The 25,846-nt window shown below is 43.9% G+C and carries 27 protein-coding genes; 11 read left to right on the forward strand and 16 right to left on the reverse strand.

All coding sequences use genetic code 11. The features are described 5' to 3' along the window. Positions 1-40: 40 nt before the first annotated feature. The 3 genes from AB4249_RS18885 to AB4249_RS18895 form a co-directional block, all read right to left on the reverse strand. Positions 41-781 carry an AraC family transcriptional regulator gene (locus AB4249_RS18885; protein WP_017061918.1) on the reverse strand — a complete coding sequence of 247 codons (741 nt, stop codon included), beginning with the start codon at positions 779-781 and terminating at the stop codon, positions 41-43. Positions 782-1,025: 244 nt separating this feature from the next. Next, positions 1,026-1,277 (reverse strand): DUF2999 family protein, encoded by a 252-nt coding sequence (locus AB4249_RS18890; RefSeq protein WP_004731647.1) that lies wholly within the window; start codon positions 1,275-1,277, stop codon positions 1,026-1,028. Positions 1,278-1,384: 107 nt separating this feature from the next. Continuing rightward, complete coding sequence (locus AB4249_RS18895; protein WP_372104417.1) at positions 1,385-2,482, reverse strand: ElyC/SanA/YdcF family protein; 1,098 nt, start codon at positions 2,480-2,482, stop codon at positions 1,385-1,387. A 497-nt stretch (positions 2,483-2,979) separates the two neighbouring features. On the opposite strand from AB4249_RS18895, the gene AB4249_RS18900 reads away from it, so the two are divergent. Next, positions 2,980-3,660, forward strand: a complete 681-nt coding sequence (locus AB4249_RS18900; RefSeq protein ID WP_017061920.1) for a glutathione S-transferase family protein — start codon at positions 2,980-2,982, stop codon at positions 3,658-3,660. Between the two features lie 849 nt (positions 3,661-4,509). On the opposite strand, the gene AB4249_RS18905 is transcribed toward AB4249_RS18900, so the two are convergent. From AB4249_RS18905 to AB4249_RS18915, 3 genes are all read right to left on the reverse strand, one after another. Further along, on the reverse strand, positions 4,510-5,553 hold the full coding sequence (locus AB4249_RS18905) for a GMP reductase (RefSeq protein WP_102488897.1): 1,044 nt from the start codon (positions 5,551-5,553) through the stop codon (positions 4,510-4,512). Positions 5,554-6,419: 866 nt separating this feature from the next. Further along, the gene (locus AB4249_RS18910) at positions 6,420-6,857 is read right to left on the reverse strand and encodes a PAS domain-containing protein (protein WP_004731659.1); all 438 of its coding nucleotides are present in this window, start codon (positions 6,855-6,857) and stop codon (positions 6,420-6,422) included. 1 nt (position 6,858) lies between these two features. Continuing rightward, positions 6,859-7,863: a response regulator gene (locus AB4249_RS18915; RefSeq protein WP_017074861.1), complete on the reverse strand. Its 1,005-nt coding sequence runs from the start codon at positions 7,861-7,863 to the stop codon at positions 6,859-6,861. 81 nt (positions 7,864-7,944) lie between these two features. On the opposite strand from AB4249_RS18915, the gene AB4249_RS18920 reads away from it, so the two are divergent. Beyond that, complete coding sequence (locus AB4249_RS18920; protein ID WP_372104421.1) at positions 7,945-8,172, forward strand: hypothetical protein; 228 nt, start codon at positions 7,945-7,947, stop codon at positions 8,170-8,172. 28 nt (positions 8,173-8,200) lie between these two features. Here AB4249_RS18920 and AB4249_RS18925 read toward each other — a convergent pair whose 3' ends face one another. Together AB4249_RS18925 and AB4249_RS18930 are read right to left on the reverse strand one after the other, a co-directional pair. Next, complete coding sequence (locus tag AB4249_RS18925; RefSeq protein ID WP_029223306.1) at positions 8,201-8,446, reverse strand: hypothetical protein; 246 nt, start codon at positions 8,444-8,446, stop codon at positions 8,201-8,203. A gap of 200 nt (positions 8,447-8,646) precedes the next feature. Further along, positions 8,647-9,999, reverse strand: a complete 1,353-nt coding sequence (locus AB4249_RS18930; protein WP_372074268.1) for an MATE family efflux transporter — start codon at positions 9,997-9,999, stop codon at positions 8,647-8,649. Positions 10,000-10,099: 100 nt separating this feature from the next. On the opposite strand from AB4249_RS18930, the gene AB4249_RS18935 reads away from it, so the two are divergent. Next, positions 10,100-11,074 (forward strand): LysR family transcriptional regulator, encoded by a 975-nt coding sequence (locus tag AB4249_RS18935; RefSeq protein WP_017068435.1) that lies wholly within the window; start codon positions 10,100-10,102, stop codon positions 11,072-11,074. Positions 11,075-11,116: 42 nt separating this feature from the next. Further along, a complete protein-coding gene (locus tag AB4249_RS18940) occupies positions 11,117-12,016 on the forward strand; it encodes a DMT family transporter (protein WP_017068434.1) in 900 nt (299 codons plus the stop codon). Between the two features lie 158 nt (positions 12,017-12,174). Here the strand turns inward: AB4249_RS18940 and AB4249_RS18945 are convergent, their stop codons facing one another. Beyond that, positions 12,175-12,594, reverse strand: coding sequence for a VOC family protein (locus tag AB4249_RS18945; RefSeq protein WP_017072063.1), 420 nt, complete (start codon positions 12,592-12,594; stop codon positions 12,175-12,177). Between the two features lie 398 nt (positions 12,595-12,992). On the opposite strand from AB4249_RS18945, the gene AB4249_RS18950 reads away from it, so the two are divergent. Continuing rightward, on the forward strand, positions 12,993-13,613 hold the full coding sequence (locus AB4249_RS18950) for a heme-binding beta-barrel domain-containing protein (RefSeq protein WP_017062436.1): 621 nt from the start codon (positions 12,993-12,995) through the stop codon (positions 13,611-13,613). A gap of 71 nt (positions 13,614-13,684) precedes the next feature. On the opposite strand, the gene AB4249_RS18955 is transcribed toward AB4249_RS18950, so the two are convergent. Next, positions 13,685-14,665, reverse strand: coding sequence for a bile acid:sodium symporter family protein (locus AB4249_RS18955; protein ID WP_032545880.1), 981 nt, complete (start codon positions 14,663-14,665; stop codon positions 13,685-13,687). A 345-nt stretch (positions 14,666-15,010) separates the two neighbouring features. Between AB4249_RS18955 and AB4249_RS18960 the strand changes: the two genes are divergently transcribed. Both AB4249_RS18960 and AB4249_RS18965 read left to right on the forward strand, forming a co-directional pair. Then, entirely contained in the window at positions 15,011-15,277 is a 267-nt protein-coding gene (locus AB4249_RS18960; protein ID WP_017068432.1) for a DUF3081 domain-containing protein, read from the forward strand. A gap of 41 nt (positions 15,278-15,318) precedes the next feature. Beyond that, positions 15,319-15,930: a CIA30 family protein gene (locus tag AB4249_RS18965; RefSeq protein WP_372104424.1), complete on the forward strand. Its 612-nt coding sequence runs from the start codon at positions 15,319-15,321 to the stop codon at positions 15,928-15,930. Between the two features lie 122 nt (positions 15,931-16,052). On the opposite strand, the gene AB4249_RS18970 is transcribed toward AB4249_RS18965, so the two are convergent. Together AB4249_RS18970 and AB4249_RS18975 are read right to left on the reverse strand one after the other, a co-directional pair. Then, positions 16,053-17,078: a zinc-binding alcohol dehydrogenase family protein gene (locus tag AB4249_RS18970; protein ID WP_017072060.1), complete on the reverse strand. Its 1,026-nt coding sequence runs from the start codon at positions 17,076-17,078 to the stop codon at positions 16,053-16,055. A 156-nt stretch (positions 17,079-17,234) separates the two neighbouring features. Further along, entirely contained in the window at positions 17,235-18,002 is a 768-nt protein-coding gene (locus tag AB4249_RS18975) for a glycine betaine ABC transporter substrate-binding protein (RefSeq protein ID WP_372104457.1), read from the reverse strand. Between the two features lie 268 nt (positions 18,003-18,270). On the opposite strand from AB4249_RS18975, the gene AB4249_RS18980 reads away from it, so the two are divergent. Continuing rightward, positions 18,271-19,203 (forward strand): LysR family transcriptional regulator, encoded by a 933-nt coding sequence (locus tag AB4249_RS18980; protein WP_372058155.1) that lies wholly within the window; start codon positions 18,271-18,273, stop codon positions 19,201-19,203. A gap of 147 nt (positions 19,204-19,350) precedes the next feature. Here AB4249_RS18980 and AB4249_RS18985 read toward each other — a convergent pair whose 3' ends face one another. Beyond that, positions 19,351-19,737, reverse strand: coding sequence for a hypothetical protein (locus tag AB4249_RS18985; protein ID WP_102333936.1), 387 nt, complete (start codon positions 19,735-19,737; stop codon positions 19,351-19,353). Between the two features lie 423 nt (positions 19,738-20,160). On the opposite strand from AB4249_RS18985, the gene AB4249_RS18990 reads away from it, so the two are divergent. After that, complete coding sequence (locus tag AB4249_RS18990) at positions 20,161-21,144, forward strand: hypothetical protein (RefSeq protein ID WP_372104427.1); 984 nt, start codon at positions 20,161-20,163, stop codon at positions 21,142-21,144. A gap of 113 nt (positions 21,145-21,257) precedes the next feature. On the opposite strand, the gene AB4249_RS18995 is transcribed toward AB4249_RS18990, so the two are convergent. Then, positions 21,258-22,451, reverse strand: coding sequence for a benzoate/H(+) symporter BenE family transporter (locus AB4249_RS18995; RefSeq protein WP_372104430.1), 1,194 nt, complete (start codon positions 22,449-22,451; stop codon positions 21,258-21,260). A 99-nt stretch (positions 22,452-22,550) separates the two neighbouring features. Here AB4249_RS18995 and AB4249_RS19000 point away from each other — a divergent pair, with 99 nt between their 5' ends. Continuing rightward, complete coding sequence (locus tag AB4249_RS19000) at positions 22,551-23,117, forward strand: helix-turn-helix domain-containing protein (RefSeq protein ID WP_017070515.1); 567 nt, start codon at positions 22,551-22,553, stop codon at positions 23,115-23,117. Between the two features lie 96 nt (positions 23,118-23,213). On the opposite strand, the gene AB4249_RS19005 is transcribed toward AB4249_RS19000, so the two are convergent. After that, complete coding sequence (locus AB4249_RS19005) at positions 23,214-24,263, reverse strand: cysteine synthase A (protein WP_102320367.1); 1,050 nt, start codon at positions 24,261-24,263, stop codon at positions 23,214-23,216. A 217-nt stretch (positions 24,264-24,480) separates the two neighbouring features. Here AB4249_RS19005 and AB4249_RS19010 point away from each other — a divergent pair, with 217 nt between their 5' ends. Further along, on the forward strand, positions 24,481-24,648 hold the full coding sequence (locus tag AB4249_RS19010; protein WP_017062447.1) for a hypothetical protein: 168 nt from the start codon (positions 24,481-24,483) through the stop codon (positions 24,646-24,648). Between the two features lie 371 nt (positions 24,649-25,019). Here the strand turns inward: AB4249_RS19010 and AB4249_RS19015 are convergent, their stop codons facing one another. Then, positions 25,020-25,817, reverse strand: coding sequence for a CPBP family intramembrane glutamic endopeptidase (locus AB4249_RS19015; RefSeq protein WP_017064369.1), 798 nt, complete (start codon positions 25,815-25,817; stop codon positions 25,020-25,022). Positions 25,818-25,846: the final 29 nt, after the last annotated feature.

Below are 25,846 nucleotides of genomic sequence, written 5' to 3' on the forward strand. Positions count from 1 at the left end.
AATAGTGAACATATACTAAGTTGAGTTTGCCAAAAGGACGCTATTCTTGTTTTGGAAGACTCTCTTTCATCGAGCCCAAAAACGCCCTTGGAGACATGCCAAAGTGCTGAGAGAAGCGTCGACTGAATGCAGACAAGTCACTATAACCCACATTTTCTGCGACCAATTGAACGGGTAAATCGGTATGGCTAAGCAAGGCTTGAGCTTTCTCCATACGATAGCGAGTGATGTACTTAAGCGCACTGATTCCAATGCACTCTTTAAAGCGCTTCTTAAATTGAGTGGGGCTCAAGCAAGCCGTTTCTGCAAGCTGAGAAATAGAGAGAGGCTGGGCGTAATTATCCGCAATGAGCCTTTGGACCGCTCGAATACGAGGGTCGATGCTCTTGCTGACTTTTTGTTGCTCTAATAACAGTGAAAACACATCCAAGATGGATGATTCAATGCCACTGTCCACTTGGTATTCCAACTGCTTTTCAACAAACAGCAAGAAGCTCATTAAGGGTGGCGTGATAGTAAACACCGAGAGCTCATGCTCTAACAAGTGCTGCGGTAACTCTGCCATATCTGCGACAATAAACCGCGCTGCTTCATCCGCCTTAAACGCATGCGCTGTGGTTACCGGAATCACCACGCATTCGCCCACGGCCACCTTGCCGACATATCCCACCATTTCAATACTAATACTCCCTTGAATAGGCAGCACGAGTTGATGGTAGCCATCATGGGCATGAGTATTAAATTGCTTGGTGTAAGATCGAATGCTTAAGCTAGATTTCATAATCAACGCCGGAGTAGATCGGTTCAGAACGAGTTAAAACACGAAAGTACATGATTTGAACAAGTGAGTCACATCGAGTTGGCATTTGTTAGTACCCTAACCCATTCTAATGGCGATCAAAAAAGCCGCTCAAGCATCAATCACAATGCTCAAACGGCTTTTTACTAGAGTCTAATTAGCGCTGCCAAGAACAGTTAGCCAAACCAGCTATCGCTCATGAGCTCAATCGCTATATCACACTCGGTTATTTTTGAAGTTGCTCTTTAGCGGCTTCAACCTTAGAAAAATCTAGGCCAAGCTCTTCAACTGCTTCTTTGATTAGCGCAGGGTTTTGCATTACCTGGCCCATCAGCATTTGAAGTTTATCTTGTGGTAAGCCAAGTTGGCTGATCGTCGCCATTGCTGCAAGAGGGTTCTCGGTCAACGTCTTGAATAGCTCGCTGATCTGCTCGTCGCTAATATTGTTCTCTTTCAACATTGCTAAAATCGGGTTCATTTTTTTGCCTTTGAAACACTAAATTAAGTAGGAGCACAGCATACCATCTAGCTGTGCTCGATTGTACTAGCAACTTATACTTTGCCTACTGTGAAGTAACCCTAAGCCTAGCGAGACTCTAGTGGGTAAGAGCGGTAGCTCCACATACCATAGGTTCTAAGCGCATCTCGGTAGATACCTAGTAGCTCACCATCACTCGCCTTCTTAAGATCTGCGAGTGGCTTGTCTGGGTAAGAAACCGTATCAAAAGTAATGCCCTGAGGGCCGGTTTGCCAGCTAGCGATTTCAAACAGAGTTTGACCACGACGAACATGGCTTGCCGAGCTAATAATGGTCGCGTGCTTAATATCATGGCGAGCAAGTGCGTAGCTACTGAACAAGGCATTGCCAACCGTGCTAGTCGCATAGTTTTCTTCAATGATGCGATCTTTGCTTACCCCTTTATCGATAAGCCAGTCCGCCATCAACTTGCCTTCAGTCTTGTGGTTCTTCGGCACGCCACCCGTTAACACGATCATCGCATCCGGATTCGCTTTAGCCATCGCCAATGTCGTCTCAAGACGCTCAATCAAGATCTGATGCATTGAGCCGTCTGGGTTAAGCGCGTAGCCCAATGTAACAATTGCGCCATGATCATCAAGCAAGCCTTTATCCGCAGACTCTTTCAACGGTGTTTCTAACACGCGGTCGACCGTAGCAAAAATGCGTTTGATGTCTTCTGCTTTACCTTTGTTCAGGCTTTTCAGTTTCTCCATGTGCTTATTAGATTCACTTTCATTGCCTTCAAATCGCTGCCAAACCGCAAGATAAGCGTGAAGATCAACATCGTCTGGTGCAACCGTCAGCGCTTGTTCAAACAGCTCAATAGCGCGCTCTGCATTCTTGTTGTAGATCTGAGCGTTCGCTGCCGAGATAAGCAAGTCAGTACGGTAAGGTTCTAGTTGGTAAGCTTCTAACAATCGGTTAGTCACAATTTCCATGTTGCTTGGCATTTTAGCCGTAAAGCCCGCGTGAGAAATTCTTGCCGGAGACTTAAACGCCTGCAACGCATCAAGAAGTAATTGGTCGACAACTTGTCGCTTAGTCACCAACTGCGCGTAATCCGCAGAAGCCTGTACTGCGCCGTCGTTAGCAGCAAAAGAATAAGGTGTTGCGCCAAAAGCCAGCATGCCACCAAGAGCGAGGGCGATAATGTTCTTTTTCATGAAAAGATCCTGTGTCGTTAAGTGTTCACATCAGATTTGCTCACCAATGTAAGTCCCTAAGATTAAAAAACCGTGAAGCACACCTTAATCTCTAACGTTTATATTCATTTGTTGCATAAGGTGTGGCAGCAGATCACGATTTTGAACTTACCAATAAGCCTGTGCATCCAGATAATTCTGGTTTGAACCAGTGCTCAACGTTTTTGTTGGAATATCTGACTGCGGATTTCATACGCCCTATCCCGCCAAAAACCACCCATCACAAATCCGAACTCCGCATAAAGCAACGAATCAAAAAAACCACTTTAAGCTCATTTTTTCAACAACTTAAAATCCAACACACTGAATCGCGCGATTTTACCCCTCGCTCAAATAACGAGGTCTTCAACACATAGAGTTGGAATGCGAGTCAGAAGATCTTCAAATAATTCAAAATCAACCATTGAACGATCGTTCAAGTGGTGCTTTAATAAATGACCAATACAAGGAGTTACCCCATGCTTAAGTTCTATTTTCACCAAACACCAAACCCAATGAAGATCGCTCTGTTTTTGGAAGAGACAGGCCTAGATTTTGAACTTGTTCCTGTCGATACCTTAAAGGGTGAGCAGCATTCACCGGAATATCGTTTAATCAATCCAAATGGCAAAACGCCTGCGATTGAAGATGAAGGACAACGTGTATTCGACTCTAACGCTATCCTTCTGTATCTCTCAGAGAAAACAGGCAAGCTTGGCGGTCAGCCAGAAGACAGAGCTGAACTACTCTCTTGGATGATGTTTATCGCGAGTGGCCTTGGTCCATATTCAGGCCAATCGGTACACTTCCGCCATGCTGCACCAGCAGGCTTAGACTACGCTGTGAACCGATACCTACGTGAAGCACAACGTCACTACGAAGTGTTAGAGAAGCATATGGAAGGTCGTGAGTTTATCGTCGGAAATGAGTACACGATTGTCGATGTCGCTGCATGGGGCTGGATTGATAAAGCACCTGTCGTGCTTGGTGAAGAAGGCTTAGAACCTTACCCGAACTTGAAGCGCTGGTTTAACGCAATCAACACTCGCCCTGCTGCACTGCGTGCTCGCGAAATCGGCAAAGGCATTGAGTTTAAAACCGAACGTGATGAAGAAGCGAAACGAGCACTGTTTCCTTCGAATTTCCCAATCAACGAATAATTCAGCATGAAGTAAACGATGTGGAGCGAAAGCTCATTACTGGGCGAGCTATCTAAAAATCAATAGTATTGTTTCTATTAACTGATACCACACTAGTTAAAATATCAATACTATTGATATAGCTATTGTAAGAACCCTTACCGACATCCGATGGTGTCTCTGTCGGTCGTGCCGGGGAAAAGTCCTGAATCAGTTACTCTGGATCGCAGCGAATTTGTAAAGCATATGTTAGGCATGAATTAAACTTCGACGACAAAGCATAAACTTATTTTCAAGATACCAAATGAAAAAACAATCATGTGACAATCAACTAAAGAGACGATAAATGAGTTTTACAAAGACTAATAGCATTTGAAAGTAATATTAATTTTTGAATGCTAATTCAAATAATTGGCGTTCTGATAGTTTTGCTTTTTTCGTTGATATTCTAGGCAACAAAATGAGATCAGGCTGCCTTAGTGCTTTACTTGTTACAATATCTGGTACGTGCTATCTATCTATAGGTTTTTCAGGACTTGAGAATCAGTTTGGTATGGTATGGGCAGGAGTTGCGTTAATCGTCTTAATCGTGTTTAATTTGACGCTACCACTCTCTTTAGGCGCTTACTTTTATACTACAAGTATATTAGGTTGGCACTGGTTTGAGGCATCATTATTCACGTTAGTACTAATAACCATCATAGTTCCTGCGATCATTAAATCTGTTAGTCACATTCTAAATCCAGCGTCTTCTGAAAATTAGACAGATTATTAGCGCGCAGGTTTAATGACATTGATTTTATCAATTTCACGTAAAAAAAGAGCCGCTTTAGCGGCTCTTGATTTTCAAACTATTCGAATCCGTTCAGATTACTCTTTACCGAATACGTTGTTCTCTTGCTCTTGTACACGGATGAAAGTCGTACGCTTAGTTAGCTCTTTAAGCTTTGCTGCGCCTACGTATGTACAAGTTGAACGTACACCACCAAGGATGTCCGAAATTGTGTTGTGAACTGAACCACGGAACGGAAGTAAAACAGTTTTACCTTCCGCAGCACGGTACTTAGCAACACCACCTGAGTGCTTGTCCATAGCCGACTGTGACGACATTCCATAGAACTTCATGAATTGCTTACCGTCTTGCTCTACAACTTCGCCGCCTGACTCAGAGTGACCTGCTAGCATGCCGCCTAGCATTACGAAGTCAGCACCGCCGCCGAACGCTTTAGATACGTCACCCGCACATGAACAGCCACCGTCACCGATGATCATGCCGCCAAGGCCGTGTGCCGCGTCGCCACACTCGATGATTGCAGAAAGTTGAGGGTAACCTACGCCTGTTTTAACACGTGTAGTACAAACAGAACCAGGGCCGATACCAACCTTAACGATGTCTGCGCCAGCTAGGATTAGCTCTTCAACCATGTCACCCGTTACAACGTTACCTGCAGAGATAACTTTAGTCGGGAATTCAGCACGTACTTTCTGTACGAACTCAACAAGGTGCTCTGAGTAGCCGTTAGCGATATCGATACAGATGAATACAAACTCTTCGCTAAGAGCCATGATCTTCTTAACTTTCTCAAACTCAGCTTCAGACGTACCTGTTGATACAAAAACGTTGTTCAGAGTTTTCTTGTCTGCTGTTTTAGCAAACTCAGCCCACTGCTCTACTGTGTAGTGCTTGTGTACTGCAGTCATAACACCGTGCTCTGCTAGAGCAGCTGCCATTTCAAAGCTTGCTACCGAATCCATGTTAGCTGCAATTACTGGAGTACCAGACCATTGACGACCGCTATGCTTGAATGTAAAATCGCGGGTTAATTCAACTTGAGAACGGCTTTTAAGGGTAGAACGCTTCGGACGGAAGAGTACATCTTTGAAACCTAACTTAAGTTCTTGTTCGATACGCATGGTGTTTTCCTTGATTCATAAAATTATGTGTCTCTCGCGAAATGCGTAGTAAAACCGTTGGCAGACGAGTTTACTTTTCTTCGGACACAAAAAAACCGGAGCGTTGGCAGACGCTCCGGTTTTCAGCATTATAGGTCGTGATTTAGTAACAGCAAGTCTGATATTTCATTTTTTTTTATGCTATCCTCTCAAAGATTCTATATCCGCTAAAACTCCCCTAACTATACTTTCCAACTAAATTCTTACTAATTAATAACTTAGCGAACCATTCACGCAAACACTGGCGGTTTATTGCGCAATCGTTTTCCTCCCTTTTTCGCGTAATATCCCCCTCATAAAGCAATAATGTGAAGAAAGCGCCTCGAAATCACATAAAAACCACACTTTTATCCAACAAAAAAATGCCTTTTTTCTTAAATAAATTCGATTTTTTTCTAATTTTTATCTGTTTTTGACCAAATTGGCCAATCTCGTGACGTTTTTATTTTGTGGTCACTTGGAAAAGTAGGGTGATAACGACTCAATCTAGAGACCAAGATTCACTTGGGTTTGAGAATTCAGCCCTCGCGCTCCATTAAATAATGCTTTCAAGCTCAAACTTTATAAATCCAATTTCTATTCACCCGTAGCATTGCCGCGTCGAAAGCACGTTTCGTGGCTTCCCGGTCGTTCATGTAACCTGGAATATTGAGTAAAGCGCATAGAAAAAGAGGATGGGTTGACGTGAAAAGTGAGGGGGAAGATTAGATTTGAACAATAAAAAGCAAAAAAAATGGCTCAGGTAATTAACCTTAGCCATTTTTATTCGCTGATTAGACTGATGCTAATACGCGTATAGGAAAGCGTTGTTTGGCGAATAGAGCGATCTAGTTCTTTTGAGAGACTAACGCTTCAGCGGTCGCATCTTGAATCGACAAGAACAATGAGCTGACTTGCCCTGTTGGTGAGCGCATTGGGTTTAGCGTCACGTTTTGATACATGAAGTCAGCTTGTTGGGTTACAGGCCTAACATTGCGGCACTTAAACAGATAAGGCCTTTGTTGCCATGTAATGAAGCTACGACAACCGAGATCGTAGACGGGTTTGGTTTTGAGCCTAAACCACTCTTCTGGGATCTCAGGGAACAGTTCAAAGATAGACTTACCGATCGCATCGTGCGATTGCTTACCGCTATGGTGCGTCATGAAGCCATTCCAAACTTGTACCTGAAAGTCACGGTTAATGACCACCAGCCCCATATCGACGTTTTGAACCATGTCCACCATCCAGTGGAACTGTTCAAATTCAGCAGGAAGATTCAGCATATTAAAACTCCTCCATTAGGTAGGCCAATTTGTTGTCTAGAAGAGGCAGAGACTCATCAACGAACATAAACAGAAGGTCACAACGGATTGAAGTGCCATCAATGTTGTAACTGACTTCAAAGGTCATGGTCTTCTTAAACGAGCCGCTGGTATTCTCAATCACGGAATCAATTGAGATGTGTTGCCCGAGCAGAACCGGAGAACTCTGGAAGAAACGAACCTCAGATTGCTCCCCTAGACCGTTAAGAAAAGAACCAACTAGGATATTCGATACATCCATCAGCAGTTCTAGTTCTTCAAGCTGTTCGCTTTCGGTTGGCACCTTCATGAGCTTCTTAAGATCGCTCACACTAGAATCACTCAACAAGACTAATGCTTCGCCTGCAATGCCTTCTCCGCTGAAGCCTTGGCAAACACCTGACACTTGATCGTTGTCTGCTAAGTCACGAAGTGCCATGTGCAATTCGCTCACTTCGAAGATGTTGACGTTCGGAAGTGGTAAGTGGACAAATACATTAAAGTGACGCGCCAGTGCATCAGCAGCACGGCCTATTGCTACGTTCGCCACTTCCATATAAATATCGCGTCGGCGCAATATTGGAAGTTCGAGAGCAGTAGGCGTATACAGTTGAGGTTGTTTTGGTGGCTCGACGTGCTCACGTAAAATCGCTTTTAACGCTTCTTTATCGATCGGCTTTTGCAAAAACGCTTTAGCGCCGAGATCCATCACCTTCTGTTGTGCTTTTGGTTGTATGTCACCAGAAACAACGACAACAGGCGTGGTATCACCCAAACGTTGCATCTCTTCCAATGTGCCATAGCCGTCTAATTCCGGCATGGTGAGGTCGAGGAACATCAATTTGAACTGGTTTTGAGCTAACTCTTCAAGTGCATTAAGCCCATGAACAGCAAAAGTTATATCTGCATTTAGAGAACTAGGCAGTGATCGAGCCATCTGCTTCCTTGCTAACGCAGAATCATCACATATAAGAACTGGGAACGACATAAATGCACCACCGACAAATTAAAGCTAATTCGGTCGAGTGTAACAGAACATTATGGTATCAGGTACGGGGTGAATGGATTTATGTGTAGATTATTAGTAAGAATGATAAAACAAGCAGGTAAGCTATTATCTGGCATTATTCTTCATGAAAAACAATATGCTACAAAGGTAATAACCGTTCGTCATTATAGAGTAATAGCACTTTTTTATGGAACAGCAGCGTTAATTTGTGAAATCACAGCCTTAATAAGTGAGTTTATTAAGGCTCAATCTCGTCATGAATGTATTGGTTTTACCGGCTTTATATAAATCTATATAAAAGAGCGAATACAAAGGACTAAAACTGGTATGAAGGCCATAGGATCAGTAATGCGAAACGTATAACCACAGCAAACACCAACAAAGCAATGCCCAAACGATACCATTTGTATTCTGCAATATTCATTGGGATACGCTTGTAGAACATCGTAATCACGCCCTTCCAATCGCTACTGCGTCTTCCGTACTGCATCATGCTCGTCAAAACAAACAGTGCGCCAAGCACTAACATTCCTTTTTCAGCCCAGAACAATCCAACTTCCATTTGTGTATTCCTTGATAAAACGGTGAGCAACTCAAATCATTCTAGTCACCTTTTAGCTCGGTTTCTGTAAGACCAAGGTCTAAATTACGAAGTACGCAATTCAGGGCTTATAGGTCATTGTTGGTAATTGATAGTTCTCGGTCAGCAATACAACGTTTATCGTTCAAGGTTCCATGGTAAAGGCGAGCATCACAAGCAAATCACGTATAAGCATGATTCGACAAATCTGGAGATTGGTTGTTCTTTTGAATGACACGCATCAATTGGATAAGCAGCAGAATACCTGTCACGCCTAAGCCAACACCGATTCCGCCCCAAATCCCTGCCAATTCGAACTTAGGCATCAAATACCAAGCCGCAGGCAAGCCAAATACCCAGTAACCGATGGCAGTCATCACGGTTGGCATAGAGACAATCTTCATGCCTCTTAGCAGGTTAATCGCCAGTAGCTGCCAAGCATCAACAATAAAGCACAAAGCAACGACCCAAATCACAGAAGCCAGTAGTGAAGTCATAGCACCCGTGCCATCGTCTAACTTGAAGATAGAAGCGATCATCTCAGGCCATATAATGAACACGGCCGACAACGCCACACTCAACACCGACACCAATATGAAGCTTTGAATCGAGGTTCTTTTGATGCCTTCGTAGTTGCCCGCGCCATAATCACGGCCTACTAAAATTGCGGCAGCTTGCGAGAAACCGAAGTTGAAGTTCCACGTAAAGCTTAAGCATTGCAGCAAGATTTGGTGCAGCGCTAGAGAAGCAATACTGATCGTCCCTGCCATCAAAGTGCCGCCGTAAATAAGGCCATGCTCAAGTAATGCTGCCAAGCCGATAGGTAAACCCATCATTAAAAGCGGGCTCATCAACTTGATTGAATACTCTTCTGTGTTTAACCAAGGGGCGAACTGCTTGAATTCGTCACGTTTGAATACCCAAACCGTGTATCCAACCATCACGATAAATGCCGCGATAGCCGTACCTAGCCCTAAACCTGTTAAGCCCATGTCTAATTGGAAGGTGAGAAAGTAGCTCACTGGCACATTCAGAATTACGGTGATAATCGACATCACAAGAATGGAGCGCACGTTGCCAAACGCACTGGTTAAGCCACGAAGTACCAACAAGATAAGCGAAGGCAACATCACCCACTTCAAAGCATGGACATATTCCATAGCTAAAGTGATCACTTCTGGCGGCTGTTTGGCTGCTTCTAATACCAACGGAGCAAACCAGAAGCTGGCCATTAAGGTCACGCTGAGCACGAATGCCAACATGGTTGCGCCTTTCACCGCCAATCTAATTTGAGTATTACCAAACTCAGGGCGAGCTACTCGCTGACCATAAGCGATCGCAATCAAATTCGCGACACAACCCACGGTGCTGCTCGCAATAATGAAGATGAAAAAGTAGATTGAGGCACCTAAGCCACCAGCCGCAAGGGCTGACACACTGATACGCGACATCATCCAAACATCAGTAAGGACTAAAGCCATAGAGATCAGCTGTGAAATGATCAAAGGGAATGCAAGAGTGAGTATTTTTTTCATGAGCGCCTCAGGTAATTTCGCCCAAAATACGATCGATGAGGCTAGCGTTCAATTGATAAATTTGCGACTCTAACATTCCATAAACTCATGCGAACGAATTATGACCCCATATCCTAGCTTGCCATCATCACATAATGGCTTAAAAGCCTTTGAAGCTGCCGCAAGGCTGATGAGCTTTACTCTGGCTGCCGAAGAGCTGCATGTGACACAAAGTGCGATCAGCCGACAGATCAAACAGCTTGAAGATGAGTTAAACGCATCACTGGTTATTCGTAAGCATCGAGCCATAGAATTAACGGTACAAGGTCATGATTTGTATGTCGCTTTGCGAGAAAGCTACGGTAATATCGAAGCTGTTATCGCCTCTTGGAGTGAGCCCAAGCAGAAGCGTATCGTGATCAAAGCGACTCTGAGTTTCGCGACGCGAGTATTGATCTCCAAAGTTCGGGAATTAAACGAGCGTTATCAAGATCATGAGATAGTCATTGTTCCTGTGATTGAGGAAGACGAATCGATTAATAGTAGTGAGTATGATCTACTGATCTTCCACACGCGTTTCAAAAAACGCTATGACAAGGCACCTGACATTACCTTCTTGCGTGAAGAGTTCATGGCGCCGGTTTGCTCTACTAGTTTAACCACCAAAGACACCGACCTTGATTCAATCTTAACCTTGCCAAGGCTGCATCCAACCTTAGATCATCACGACTGGAAAGTGTGGCTGGCCGATGTTGAATTCCCACCAAAGAAACCTGTCAGAAATACCAGCTTCTTGTCTTTAGATATGGCGCTCAGTGCCTGTCTATCCGGTGAAGGGGTTACGGTCACGGATCTGTTGTTAGTTCAACAAGATCTCCAACGAGGCTTCTTGTACTGCCCTAGAAATGCAAAAATCCAACACAGTGCTTGGACTTACTTCATGCACCAGCGTAGTCACACGCCTATCATCAACGACCTTATTGAATGGCTTAGAGAAGAGACAACAAAAGAGATCGAGTTGCTGAAAGTACTCGCACAGCAATATCAATGGTTTGGTGTAATAGAACAGGACAAAGACTTTGGTCGGCTCTTCTAAACTAAGTTATGATTCCTGTTCCCTCAACCGATTGATATTTTTATGTCTTCTTTCTCTTTTTCACAAATCCCTGTTGGGGTTCGATTCATGATCCTCTCCGCTTTTGGATTCGCACTGATGTCTGCGTGTGTGAAATACATCAGCAACTACGGCATACCTGTATTCGAAATTGTTGCAGCAAGGGCTTTGGTGTCTTTGATCATCAGTTATATCGACGTTAAGCGAAAAGGCATTTCGATCTGGGGAAATAACAAACCTTTGTTGTTTGTTCGAGGCGCAGTTGGTACAGCAGCCTTGATGTGTGTTTACTACGCTGTGACCACTTTGCCATTAGCCGAAGCGACCATTCTACAATACGTTCATCCTGTATTTACCGCCCTACTTGGCGTGTTATTTCTGAAAGAACGCGTCCAAAAATCGACCATGATCTGCATTGCGTTCTGCCTAGCTGGGCTATTAGTGATGGTACAACCAAGTATGAACAGTGGCGCGAGCAGCGAGTTACCGCTATTTAGCATTATGGTGGCGTTATGTGGTGCGTTTGGTAGCTCAATTGCTTATGTGATTGTGAGAAAGCTGAGCCAGACGGAAGACAGCTCTGTCATCATCTTCTACTTCCCACTGGTTGCTCTGCCAATATCGACAGTCCTTATTTGGAACGACTTTGTATGGCCAAGTCTATTCTTAACCGTGATGCTCGTGTTAGTCGGTATTTTCACTCAGATAGGCCAATACGGTTTGACCAAAGCGATGCAGACTCAAGCGGCGGGTAAAGCTTCGGCTTACTCATACGTCCAGATTGTCTTCTCGGCACTGTTAGGCGTGTGGATCTTTAATGAAATTCCATCGGTTTGGACTTATCTAGGCGGTGGCCTGATTGTGACTGGCGCGCTGATTAATGTGTTTGGCAAACAACTGTTGGTGCCTTTTAAGGCTAAATAAACAACCCAACAACTGAGCTAAACATCAGCTAAATAATCAGCTATTGCATAGACCTAAAAAGGGCATTGCGGATTATTCCACAATGCCCTTTTCTATAAATGCTCTCTAGCGCGCTTTCATTCAGCTAACCAACTTTAACAAAGCGGCGTATTACGTAACTAACTCGTGGCATTTCGTAACTTAGGATCATCACTCAAATACTCAACAAACTCGATCTCAAAGCCTGCAGGATCCACAAAGTAGACATTTTTTCGATAAGGTTCTTCGGCACCGGGTTTGGCAATTGGAAAGCCCGCATCAACAAGGCGTTGAGTGACACTTTCGATATTATTGGTCACATAAGCGAAGTGTGCGAGACCAACAGAATGCCCAGCCAAATCTCTATTTTCACCTTCACCGTGATCACTTATTGCTATGTATTGGTACTCGTCGCCAAAATGCAGCCAGTTACGTGGCTTACCTGACCACTCCCCTTTTCCCTCATCACGGACATACCAATGAGGGAACGCCGCTTTATAGAAAGCCAGCATTTCTGGGATATCTTTTACCACTAAATTCACATGTTCAAGTTGGATCATTCTTCTCTCCTTAAAGTATTCTCGTAAGCAACGTTGCATATCCTAATACCTCAAGTTAAGTTGAGGTAAAGCACTAATTTGCATTTATTTCGAGAACGTCTTTAGAGCCCAAATTGTCGTATTTTATGCGATATAAGCTTTAAGTTTAGACGACCTAATCCAATGTGACTCAACTCAACCACAAGAGTTAGCAAACCCATGGTGTATCACTGAGATAAGACGACCCAACAACTGCTTCTTGCTCAATATATACGCACATTAACATCCCCTTACTGACTGATACATCAGGTTACAATTCGATTTCATATTAGCCAACAACACTGATCTGGGTTAATAAACTAGTTTCACAATAACCTTATTTTTATTGGGGTCAGATAATTAATAAAAAGGAAGTTAAAGTGAAAAAATTATTAGCACTTGGTATCGCAGCGGTAATCTCGGCTCCAGCAGTAGCCGACCACAACACAATCAATGGTATGGATTTTGGTCCACTCGCAAAGTTAGTCGGCACATGGAAATCAGTCGAAACTGGCGGCGTTGATATTTCTCCAGGCCAAGAAGGCACAGAAGTGGGTGCAGGTGGTCCCGCGGTTACACCATTCTATGAAGTAATGACGTTTGAGGTTGCGGCAGATGCAACCAATGCCAGCGATCAATATCTGGTTGCTCTGTACTACAAACAAGAAGTATTCAGAAAGGCCGACGACTCTAAGTTCCACGATCAACGTGGCTACTTCATCTACGACCAAAAAAATCAGGTCGTCTACAACTCTTACTGCGTACCACGCACCACATGTGTCACCGCAGAAGGCCCTGCTGGCGATACAATGACGTTAGTTGCGTCTAAGCGTGGCATCGCTGAGTCCGAATACATGACGGACAACGCAACCACCACGGGCTTCACGATGAACATTAGCATTTCAGACGATACGCTGACGTACTCTCAAACAACAGGCTTAGAGATCTACGACAACGCATTTGCTCATACAGATTCAAGCACTCTAATTAAAGTGAAGTAGATTCAAATACAAACGCCTTTCACAGCGAAGTGAAAGGCGTTTTTCTGTTGTACTTGTAACAACAAACAAGTTTAACTAGATTGTGTATCAACCTTGGCGTAACGGTTGGCTAGCACTGCACAGTAAAAGATCTGAATCGGGTGATAAAGCATGATTGGTAGTAATATCATCCCTAGATTAGGGTTGTGAGCAAAGATCACCTTAGCCATAGGAATACCTGCCGCTAAGGTCTTCTTAGTACCACAGAATACTGCCGCGACTTCATCTTGATGATTGAATCCAACCTTTCGGGCACTCCATTGAATGCCGTGTACCATCACCATCAATACCACTAAACAAATCACCGCTGACAGCAACAACAGCATTGGTGAAAAGTCGCTCCAAATACCGTGTTCAATAGAGTCACAGAAAGCACTGTAGACGATCAGAAGTATCACGTATTTATCTAACTTATTGACCACTGACTTGTGTTTCTGAGTCCATTCAAAAAGTAACGGGCGCATCAACTGGCCGACAATCATTGGCAATAGCAGCATTTTAGATATAGAGATCACCGATTCCATCAGGTTTAGCTCTGCACCTTCCAACCCCATAAAGAGCTGGATCAGTAGAGGCGTAATGAACACGCCTAAAATACTAGAAAGTGATGCATTGAATATCGCACCCGGTAGGTTTCCTTTTCCAATCACCGTCATCGCGACCGAAGACGAAATCGTACTCGGTAATACGAAGAGGTAACAGAAACCAAAGGCCAGAGCTGCTGGCATATAAGCGACAAAGCCTTGCCCGAATATCACCCAAAGCAGTGGGTAAACTAAGAATGTCGCGCTTTGTACAAAAACATGCAGCTTCCAATTCGAAAGCCCCTCAAGAATGGCTTTGGGAGACAAACCCAAACCGTGTAAGAAAAACACCAAAGCGATGCCGAGAACAGTCACCGTATCGAGATGAAGTACCCCACCCGATTTGCCCCAATCCGGCGTAAAAACAGCAACGACCATAGCCACCACCATCCCTACAAGAAACCATTCCTTTTTCAGTTTTTCTATCATGTTGACACGCACTTTCTATAGATTCTATTTCAGCCAATAACCCGGCTCCGACGCTATTTATCCTATCGACTCTAATTTTAATTAACCACCATAAACGTAAATTAAGCTTGTCTTTATCTTGAGGGTTAACATCGTTATTAAGTTTGTTACACCCGTTTTGCTCAGGATTAATCGGATGTATGGAATGACGATGAAAATATTAGAAAACAGCGGTTTATCGAGAAGATAAGATCACTTTCAGTGATCGGAACACAAAGGCAAGCCGTAGGGACAGCAATCAAACAGTAACAAATTTAGATACCAATATTCAGCCTATTACCAATAACTACTCAGCGGGAGCAAAACATGGACAACAGAATCACCATTATTGAATTTCTCAGAGTATTTGAGTTTATTCGCTCTTCCGGTGAGCAACGGGACAACAAATATCTAGTTGGCGAAATGACGGCTTGGCACGATTACGATGGTTACACCTGTTGGCTAAGCTATAAAGACGTCACGGTGACGCTGATGTTTCACGGTTCGCTAAAAATTGAGTACGACAACGCTTCAAATTACTCTGAATTTATTGAGCATTGTATGGGTATGCTTGCCACTGAACCTTCTCCATAAAACGCGAACAGACTAACGGCTAACGGCTAACGGAGACAATCATGAACGAAACGGCTTCATTGCTTAAGCGAAGACACCCTTTTTGGCTAGTACTCAGCCTCTCCTTTTTATGGTCTCAAGTATCTGTAGCAGGCATAGGTATGATTGATTTTATACAACCGAACGAACACAAGAATTGGACAGCGACCAACGACGATGTAATGGGTGGCATCTCAACGGGCGGGCTCATTTATCTTGATGATATGAGTCGATTTAGGGGCGAGCTATCGTTAGAAAACAATGGTGGTTTCAGTTCTGTAAAGCGCTCCATTGAATCACCAGCCCATGAAATAGATAGCGCAGAGCTAGTTTTCGTTGGTGATGGTCGCACCTACCAACTGAGGCTCACAACATCGAAAGATGGTAATCGAGTTCAATACAAACACGATTTCGTTACGATAAAGGGAGAACAGCTTAACAAGGTGTTCCACTTCAATGATTTTCAAGCGGTGTTCAGAGGTCGGCTACTGAGCGATGCGCCGGAACTTAAGGCACGAGACATCAAACAAATCGGTTTTTTGATTGCGGACAAAGAGCCCTCGCCTTTTGAGCTAGACCTAATACAGCTTCACTTCAGAACATCGAAACCTATCACATCACCAGAAGCTGACTAAACTGACTAAACTGAAAACAAACAAAAGCCCCTGAAACCTTTTGACTAGCAATCAGATATCAGGGGCTTCTTCTATGTAAACCGTCAACAATTAAAAACAACGGCGGATTAAAACATCAGCAATTAGTATTTGATAGCTGTTTTACCAATCGAGGCACTGCTTTCAATACGTTGGTGTGCATCTTTAAGTGTTTCCACACTAAAGCCATTTAGGGTCGAGGTTAGCGTCGATTTAATACGGCCCGCATCAATCAGATTCGCGGCTTGGAATAGGATGTCTTGCTGCTTCTGGATATCTTCGGTGTTAAACAGTGAACGTGTAAACATCAGCTCCCAAACAAAGCCTGCTGATTTGCCTTGCAGCGCTGACAAGTCAATGCCACCATCAAATTCAACAATCGAACTGATCATGCCTTGCGGTGCGATCAATTCAACCATCGCATCCCAGTGCCCTTTTGTGTCTGCAACATTGAAAATGTAGTCGACATGTTGAATGCCTTGCTCTCGCACAGACTCGACAAGGTTACGGTGGTTCACCACATAATCCGCCCCCATATCCCTTACCCACTGTTCAGTTTCGGGTCTTGAAGCTGTTGCGATAACATTTAGGTTGGTCAGTTGCTTAGCCAGTTGAATCGTAATTGAACCAACACCGCCTGCTCCACCAATGATCAGGATAGACTTTTTCTCTTCAGGACGAACACGCAAGCGGTCAAACAATGCTTCCCAAGCCGTAAGCGTTGCTAGTGGCATAACGGCTGCAGCTTCATCAGAAAGGCTCTTCGGCGCTTTAGCGGTAATACGGTAGTCCACAGCTTGGTATTCGGCATTAGCGCCCATACGAGTTACGTCACCCGCATAGTACACACGGTCACCGACTTCGAAGCCTTCAACGTCAGCACCTTTACCAACAACTTCACCGACTGCGTCATAGCCCAGCACTTTTGGCTGCTCAAGAGTTTTGTCTTTGGCATTACGAATACGAATTTTAGCGTCAGCAGGATTGATAGAAGTCGCGCTCACTTTTACCAGCAAGTCATTATTTTTTAGTTCTGGCAGACTCGTTTCAAACTCAAATAAACTGTCTTGCTCTGTAATCGCAAGTGATTGAGTAAATCCGATAGCTTTCATTTTTGATGGTACTGACATTGTGCTTTCTCCTTGAATTAGACGAGTTAATCTTAGTCAATTCTCACTCTAGATAAACCGCCTAATATTTGAATAATTCTCAAATAATTTTTGATAATTGTATTGCCGTTATCTGGGTAATGCAGACATCTAACTGCACTACCAACGGCTTAGAGGTTAAATCAGGCCTTTCTCAATCAACCAATCATGTGTGACTTGATCTTGTGGTTTACCTTCACGGCAAACTTTGTAATCCAGCTCTGCGATGATGTCATTCGAGAAGCGTAGGGAATCCAACTTCTGAATCTGTTGTTCGTTGAACAGATGCTTCTTGTCATCTCTTAAAAGAAGTACCGCTCTATCAACAATTCCGAGTAAGCCTTTTGGCTCTTTGAGCTCACGAATATCGTAACGATAGTGCAAAAACTGAGGTTTCCACAGTGGCACTACCACCCACTCTTTGTTTGCGACTGCACTTTCAAAGGCACTGAAACAATCGTCTTCACTGCCAGGAAAGAACTCGTAGCCGGCATCGCTCAGGCCATAATCTTTCATCATCTGGATAGAGAAGCGTGTGATACCAGCGCCGGGGTTGATGCCCTGGATGGTCGAGTTCATTTTCTCGACCACTTCAGCTTTTAATAAATCAGAGACTTCAGAAACCGCCGCTTCAGGCACATAGTCTGGTACGCCCCACAAGGCATAAGGTTCATAATGAAGTCCAAGCTCGATAAGTGGCTCAACTTCTTCAACGCCCGCTTTGTAGATACCGTGACTTGATGGCAACCACGCAGAAGAAAGCATATCCACTTGGCCTGTTTTCAGTTTTTCAAAGTTCTCCTGATGTGGAGAGAAAATACGCTCTACCTCAAAACCCATGGCTTTCAATACATTGGCAACCAACGATGCGGTCGTAAGGTGGAACGACAAATCCGTTACACCCATTGTGATTTTCTTAGTCATCTTATCCCCCTAGATCGTAGGCTTCGTCCATACAGTGCGTGCTGCGCTACGTTGTCGATATGGGAAAATGATAGTGAGAAAATTACTAATGAAAAACAGCCTCACATTTGAATTATTATCAAATTAGTTTTGACAATTAAGTGTTTGAAGCTAACTTAGAAGCGATAGGTAGAGATAACCCATTTGCAGATTGTGATGGGGAAATATCCCAACGCCATGTTTAGAACATAATTCAATACAGGTAGATAACATGCTTCTTGAAGATTTACAGGTCATTTTGAAAGTGGCGGAGTTTCGCAGTATCACCGCTGCAGCCACCAACCTTGATATGCGCACTGCCACAGCAAGTGCAGCGGTAAAACGTGTTGAAGCGGCACTCGGTGCGGAGTTATTTGTAAGAACCACGCGCCACCTAAGGCTCTCTTCAGCTGGCGAGCGTTATTTACCGGAATGCGAACAAGCCTTAAAGATGTTGGAGCAAGCGAAGCTCAACATGCGCGAAGAGCTCGGGATTCTTGATGGTGAAATTCGAATTGCGCTTTCATCGGATCTAGGACGCAACCTAATCACACCTTGGTTAGATGAGTTCTTGCTTGAATACCCAAAGGCGACGCTTCGTACTAGCATCAGCGATAGCAATATCGACTTCTACCGAGATTCCGTCGATATTGCGCTGCGTTACGGCTCCCCGACCGATGCCAATATGTATGGTTTTAAGATATGCGATGTGCCGAGGATATTGTGTGCGGCTCCTGACTACTTGGCTGAAATGGGAACACCAAAACACCCGAGTGACTTAGCGCAGCACAATGGTTTGCTTTACCAACTCCATGACATGTTGCAAGACGAGTGGGTGTTTAACGATGGTACTCAAGATCATAAAGTGAAACTAAAAGGAAATCGCGCTTCGAACGACGCAGACCTTGTAAGACGTTGGTGTATCGCGGGTAAAGGAGTGGCAATAAAATCTTGTTTAGACATGTCACCTCATCTGCTTTCAGGCGAAGTGGTTAAAGTTATGCCTGAGTTTAAGCCGACCCCTACCGAGCTGTGGTTAGTGTGTCCAAGTCGTCAATCCATCACCCCGACTGTGCGTCTACTGAGAGATTTATTCAGAGAGAAGACCGCTGAGATCCTTTCGCAACTGAGCAAACAAGGCATCATTGAAAGCACAACATCTTAAGATTGAATGCCGCTTAAAGATAAGAAACAGAGAGACAAAAAAGGCGTTAGCGAACTCAATTCGCTAACGCCTTTCATCATTAGAACATCATAGCTTCATGATGAACCTTAATAAGAGTACTTAGTTTAATACTCTTAATACAAGAGCTTAGTTTGACTCGTCTTCAACATCGCAGTCTGCACAGCACTGAAGAGCAATCTCATGTTCGAAGGTGATGGTGTCTTTACCTTCTTCTACTAGCTCTGCGATTTCGTCTACCACTTCTTTTTCATCATCCGCTTCGATTCCGCTTGCTAGCTCTTCTTCTGAATAACCGAAGAAGTTCAGTAGTAAATACTCACGCGCTTCATCTTTCGTACAAACCACGTCCGCTGAAAGATCAGGAGTGACCTCGCCTTGTGCAAGTGTTGCTGTCACTTGTGCGATAGCATCGTCTTTCATCGCAGGCGTTAACCAACCAAGATCAGTACTTACTGTCGTTTTTTTACAGTCGAAGCAAGGCAGTTGGTGAAAGTAGTATTGAAAGGTAGTCATAGGTAAATTCTTCTTTAAATGTTGTATAGCGAGATTATGCGCGTTTTGTAGCAAAATACTATCTCAATCACAACCTGAAACCGCTTCGTTCTAAGTATTTTTTCAAGCTCCGCGCAAGCTGATGTGATCATCCTATAAAAGCGCTGTTTTGCGCATGCTTACTCAGCTTTACGCTTGTTTACATTTGTACGGGTAATATATGCCTCATCAAATAATAAGCGTGGTACCTCACAATTGCTTTGGCTCTTGCTTAGTTTCGTCGTTCCAGCTATCAGCTATGAGTTCACGGCTTACTTAACTACTTAGCTACTTAGCTACTTAGCTCGGATTTGTTTGAAATAGCTTTGTTTCCAATTAACTTACTTGCACTTGGCTTATTTTGAACCACGCTTATTTAAATCACCCATTTAGGATACCCAATCAATGATCATCAAAAAATATCAAGCCCTTGCCCTTTCATCGGTTGCTTTGCTCGCTACAGGCTGCTCACCATCATCAGATACGCCTTCGGTCAGCAACATCAGTGATTACCAAGGCTCAGCGAGTATTACTCAAGGTGTGGCGACCACTGTTGAATCGAATCTCTTTGAGTGTGCAAACGGACGTAGCCGAGTGGCGGGCGTCGGGGAAATTATGGACTCAGAAGGAAAGGTTTGGACGGTTCCAGCCAAGAACAACTTTGCGACAGGGCCAAAAGCCTTTGATCTTTATGAAGAGTGCTCAAACACTACGCCAAAAAGCCTAGCCGAAGTCGATCAAAGCTCTGTACCGGTAGCTGTTGTGGATCAAGACGGTGAGGAAATAACAGGCTATATTTTTGCCGATAACTATTTCGAACTTTATATCAACGGCAAGTTAATCGCGGTAGATACCGTTCCTTTCACACCGTTTAACTCAAACATTGTCAAATTTAAGGTGAAGAAGCCTTACACAATTGCGGTGAAAGTGATTGATTGGGAAGAAAACCTAGGTCTTGGCAGTGAAGATAACCGCGGAAAGGCATACCACGCTGGTGATGGTGGCTTTATCGCGAGCTTCAGTGACGGAACCGTGACAGGACCAGAATGGCAAGCACAAACCTTTTATACATCACCGATTTATGATCTGACTTGTTTGAGTGAAGTGGATGGGAAGCGTCTTTCTGAAAGCTGCACCACGGAAGGAACTGACCACGGTCAAGATGCCTACGCCGCTCATTGGGAAACACCAACCAACTGGATGAACCAAGAGTTCGATTCGACATCTTGGCCTCAAGCATCGGTATACTCAGAAGACGATATTGGCGTGAACAATAAAAAAGCGTACATGAACTTTATCGAAAAATTCAGTGGTGCTGGCGCAAGCTTTATCTGGTCGACAAATGTCGTTCTCGATAATGAAGTGCTACTGAGATACGAAGTTAAATAGCTTTATTCCTTTGTAAGCAAGCCCAGTCACGAGTATGACTGGGCTTGCTACTCAAACAACTTGCTGGTGTTTCTAATTCACAGCGAACCTGATCCTAATCTTGGGTCGTTTCATTACGACGAAGTTTGCGAAGTCTTGCTTGCTCCACGTGACTTAGCTTTGTAATTGTGTAACCAGCAACAAAACAACCCGATACACAAACCCCAAAATGCACTGCCGATTCCCAGTAAATTAGTACCAGAAGCAGTAAATAAGAAAGTAAGCAATGCGGGTTCTCGGTAATGACTGTCTGCCATTGATACCGCAAGGCAATTCATCAAGGTCGGCATCACCGCTAAGCCAGCAACCGCAATGACAATCTCGGAGGGCACGGCGCTAAACAGCGACACAAATGACATCCCCATCACGCCAGCTAACAAGTAAAACCCGCCCATACAGATCCCCGCCATGTAACGTGTCTTTGGATTGCCATCCGCATTCGGGCCCATGCAAATAGCGCCCGTAATCGCAGCAAGGTTATACGCAAAGCCACCAAACGGCGCGAAGATCAAACCTGTCACCCCAGTGGTGGTAATGATCTTCGATGAATCGACCTGGTATCCGTTCGCTTTTAGAACCGCAAATCCCGGTAAGTTCTGTGAAGCCATCGTCACTATAAACAATGGGATACCTACACTGAACAACGAAAAGAACTCAAAATCGGGCGTAATGAACATCGGGGTCGTTAATCCCATAGTTACCTGACTGACATCGAGTTTGCCAAACCCCACACACATAACCAGTGCGATAATGAAAATACTTGGGATCAGTAAATTACCTAACCGCGCTTTCGCCAGAATAAATACAGCGAGCATGACCGCTACGACTTGTGCCTCTTCCATTAACGACGTGAACAAACCCAAACCGAATTGCAATAGGATCCCCGCGAGCATCGCAGAGGCAATCGATGTTGGGATCTGTTTTAGGACTTTCTCAAATATCCCCGCTAATCCAACTAACGTGATCAACATCGAACTGAACAAAAACACGGCCACAGCCTGATTCATTGTCAGCCCTTCAAGAGATGTGATTAACAACGCCGCTCCAGGCGTCGACCACGCTGTAACCACAGGCTTCTTGTAATGAAACGAAAGCAGTATTGTGGTTACGCCCATGCCAATTCCCAACGCCCAAAACCATGACGCCACTTGTTCTTCAGTTGCTCCAGCACTCATTGCCGCTTGGAAAATAATCGCCGCGGCGCTCGCATAACCAATGAAAACAGCGATAAAGCCGGTACTGACGTGAGAAAATTTTAGCTTAGTCATGTTAATTTATTCCTGTGTGCGTTATAACGTCCATAGACTGAACTTAGCACCCGTGCGCTATAACGCACAACTAATTTTTGAAAAACTTGTAGAGAAAATATGCAAACAGAAATTAAAGTCGGCGTTAACTTGAAACGCCTTCGCCAAGAAAAAGGCTGGAGCTTAGACAAAACAGCGAAAGCAACAGGCGTGAGTAAAGCAATGTTAGGACAAATTGAACGTGGAGAATCCAGCCCGACAGTCGCTAAGCTCTGGCAGATAGCTTCTGGATTTGAGGTGTCACTTTCGAGCTTTATCGCGGCTAGCCCAAACAGTGAACTGACGAGTTTATTCAGAGATGCAAACGAACTAAGACATGAGGAATACAACATTGGCTTTTTCGTCAGTTTGTTGTTTCCTTTTGAGGAAGCACTAGGATTTGAAATATTCGAACTCACCCTAGCACCCGATTACCAGCATGAATCCGCCCCACATAACGCAGGCGTCACTGAGCACATCTTATGCATTTCAGGAGAGATGGCCGTGATGTTTGATGATGAGTGGCATACGTTACGCGCAGGACAAGCCGTTCGCTTCAATGCCAACCAGACCCATGCCTACAAAAATATCGGTGAAGGAAACGCCGTATTTCATAATGTGATTCACTACCCTAATAACAAGCAATAGTGCCGGATTTGGTGCTAACGGATGTTTAGCTCTAACCGGATGTTCAGCGCTAACGAAAGAGCTGGCAGACCACTGGCTGTTACTAACTTAAAGCGACTATACGTTGACGACCATGCTGCCATCTTCGGCTTGATAACGAGCCCATAGTTGAGAGAGATTTTCTTTATTAAGCTGTATCTCTTTTTCTTTCAGAAACGTTTCGTTGTGCAGCTTCGAATACGAGCGCTCAGCAAGGTCACAGCTAAATGTAACGATGGTTTTCCCTTTCCCCATTCTAGCCGCAGCGTATAGCGCACCTGCTACGTTCAACGACGAACTGCTTCCTAGAAGAATACCGTCATGTTCCGCAACAAGGCGGGATATCGTCACCAAATCCTGATCGGGAAGCGTGATTGCACGATTGATTTTTGCCTGCCTGAAATTTTCAACCGTTCGCATGATCCCTATGCCTTCCGTGAACGAACTTCCCGTTGATTGATAGTGTCCATTACGTAGAAACGAATAAATGCCGGACCCATTTGGGTCAACTAACCAAGTTTCGAGATTGGGTTGCTGCTCAGATAGATAGTGTGAGTTTCCGGCAATGGTTCCACCCGTCCCCACCACTGAAACTAGAGCATCAATATTCCCCTGTGTTTGCTGCCAGATCTCAGGTCCAGTATTTAAATAGTGCGCTCGATAATTACTGAGATTTTCAAACTGATCTGCCCACCAATAACTCTCATTTTCGACACCAATCCGCTTAGCCGTGTGGTAAAAATGTTCAGGGTTTGCAAAAGGACAAGGGTCGACCAATAACAGTTCAGCATTATAAAGCGAGATCATGCGCTCTTTCTCTTGTGCCTGCCCTTTTGGCATCACCACCAACATTTTGTAACCAAGGGATTTAGCGACCAGAGCAAGTCCTATTCCCGTATTACCAGCAGTACCTTCAACGATTGTCATTCCCGGCTTAAGCTTACCGGCTTCTATTGCATCCATAACCAACTGAAGTGCCGCTCTATCTTTAATCGAACCACCCGGGTTCTGGTGTTCGCACTTAATAAGAATCTCACAACCTGATATCTCTGAAAGACTGTTGATTCTAACAAGATCGGTATCGCCAATCAGTTCACTGAGATTGTTTGCAATATGGGCAGATGACATCGCGACTCCATTTATTTGTTGAGGATAAGTTTGTTCATCGATTGGGTTGTCGATGATCATAAGCGTAGCTCTGGGGTCTGCTTAGTCAAGAAGTGCCGGAATTGAAAAGACTCTCATTTTCCAAATAGCAATTATAATTAGGGGTGACCGATTAGATTGAGGGCAAAAAAATGTTTCTAAAAGAGAAAAAACCGGTGACCTCGTTGATGTAACTGAAATGACCAAATTAACCAACTTATTTCAAGACAGTATCGAAGGTCGGTTTCAAGCAGGCGAAGAACAGCAAGACCCTGAGATGTTTAAAAAGTCCGAACTGATGTTTATGTCAGGGGAAGAGTTACCTCGATGCTGGACAGATCCAAACTACCGCTCAGGGACTAAATAACCTTAGCGCTTCCAGAGCACCCGATGAGTCGCAATTTAAGCTCTGTTCTAAAACTGTTTCACGATCGCCTTGTAGGCTATCCCCCTGTTAAAACATTCAGACGCATCTTTACTAGACACAAAAAGCGAGCCACTTGGGCTCGCTTTTGATTGTCTTTTTCTTGCTTAGACTTCAGTTCAGATTACAGAAGTTCTACCGACTGTTGAGCAATCACGAATTCTTCGTTGGTTGGCAAGCTATTATAATCGCACCTATTAACACGGGTTTGGACAAAAGTGTGTCAGCAACTTTACTATCGAGGTGTTGATAAGTGTGTTGATTTCATTGATTATTGCCTCAGTCCATATAGTGATGAAGCGGTTGCTAAAACCTTATTGTATTGATTTTTCCTTGCGTTTAATAATCAATAGTGCCAAAAAAGATACAGCTAATGCCATTATAGAAACGATTGTTCCGATGTTCCCACTTGGTGCAAAGTCCCAATCATTAAAGAAAAATGCGGGTACGATAAAAACTTCCACTGTATATATCCACAAATTATAAATCGTATGAAAAATTATAGCGCTATATATACTCATGTATTTCAGTAGAACTATTGATGCAGTGATACCTAGAGAAAAAGCAACGACAGGGTCTTCATGGCCGTAGGCGAATAAGAGTGACGATAAAATTACGCCTACAAACTTGTTTCTCAAAAGTAAGCATATGCTACTTAGCAAGATAAACCTGAAGAAAAACTCCTCTGATAACGGAGCTAATATAACGGTTTCGAAAAGATAATTTAGTTTCTCGCTTACTTCCAGTTCACCACTAACGAGAAATCCTACGATATAGTCGACTTCTTGTCCCGTGACATATTGCCGGATAAATTCCATATAGAACAACGTGATACAAGCCACGCCAATCGCTAGCACAGTAATTGGGAATACATGATGAGTAAAAGAGGAAACTTGTGGAGTTACTGAAAAGAGGCTATTTTCACTCTTCTTTAAAGTAAGCATCATCACAAACGCCACCACCCAAAAAAGGCCTCGAAGATCATTAAAACCCATGTCGCCCCATAAGTAATATAAGGCAAGTGCCAATATGCTTATGGGTAACGAGGTTTTAAGTCCTACGGTGGGAAAGTTATCCATTTGTACCATATCTAAATTTATTAATTCTTGCATTTAAAGATTACATTTATATCATCCGCCTC

This window comes from Vibrio sp. 10N.261.55.F4 (assembly GCF_041470465.1).
GTDB classification, from domain to species: Bacteria; Pseudomonadota; Gammaproteobacteria; order Enterobacterales; family Vibrionaceae; genus Vibrio; species Vibrio crassostreae_C.